We start from the raw sequence: 611 nt of genomic DNA, 5'->3' as shown, positions 1-611 counted from the left end.
ATGTCCCAGAGCGCGCGGGATTCGAGCTGAACCCTTGAAGTCCGAATGACGCGGTCGTGCTGAAATCGCTGAAATGCAGTGATTACGTCACCGCCTGTCACTTCGAGCAGTGCGGCGAGATAGACGGCGTCCTCGATCGCCAGGCCGGCACCTTGCGCGAGCGACTGCAAGGTCGCGTGCGCGGAATCGCCAAGCAGCGTGACGCGACCTCTGGCCCATTGCCGGATGGGATTGCGGTCGGCAAGTGGCCAGCGCCTGGACAGATCCATCAATCCCAGGACCACCTGCATCTCCGGATGCGTATCCTTGTAGGTTTTCTGGAGCTCGGCCTTGTGGGCTACGGGATCGTTCTTCTGGGCGTAGGTATCCGTCTTGAACACCGCGACGATGTTGAGCTCGGTGCCATTCCGCAGCGGATAGTAGATGATATGAAAGGCCGGACCGACCCATAGGACGACTTCGTCGCATCGAACAATGTCGGGAACCGATTTGATCGGAACAATGGTCCGGTGCGCCACATAGCCCAGCAGACGCGGCTGATCCTGCGGATGCATTTGAGAACGGATCACGGACCGCAAGCCGTCGGCGCCAATCAGAGCAGCGCCTTCGAT

General features: G+C 59.9%; 1 protein-coding gene. It reads right to left on the bottom strand.

Annotation, left to right across the window (positions count from 1 at the left end):
- Positions 1–569 (bottom strand): FAD-dependent monooxygenase (locus tag IVB32_RS14875; protein WP_247410653.1); only part of this gene is annotated, 569 nt, incomplete at its 3' end.
- Between the last annotated feature and the right edge of the window lie 42 nt (positions 570–611).

The organism is Bradyrhizobium sp. 23 (assembly GCF_023073295.1).
In the GTDB taxonomy this organism is placed as follows: domain Bacteria; phylum Pseudomonadota; class Alphaproteobacteria; order Rhizobiales; family Xanthobacteraceae; genus Bradyrhizobium; species Bradyrhizobium canariense_D.
The sequence above is the reverse complement of the archived record's forward strand: the minus strand, read 5'-3'. Positions and strand labels throughout refer to the sequence as shown.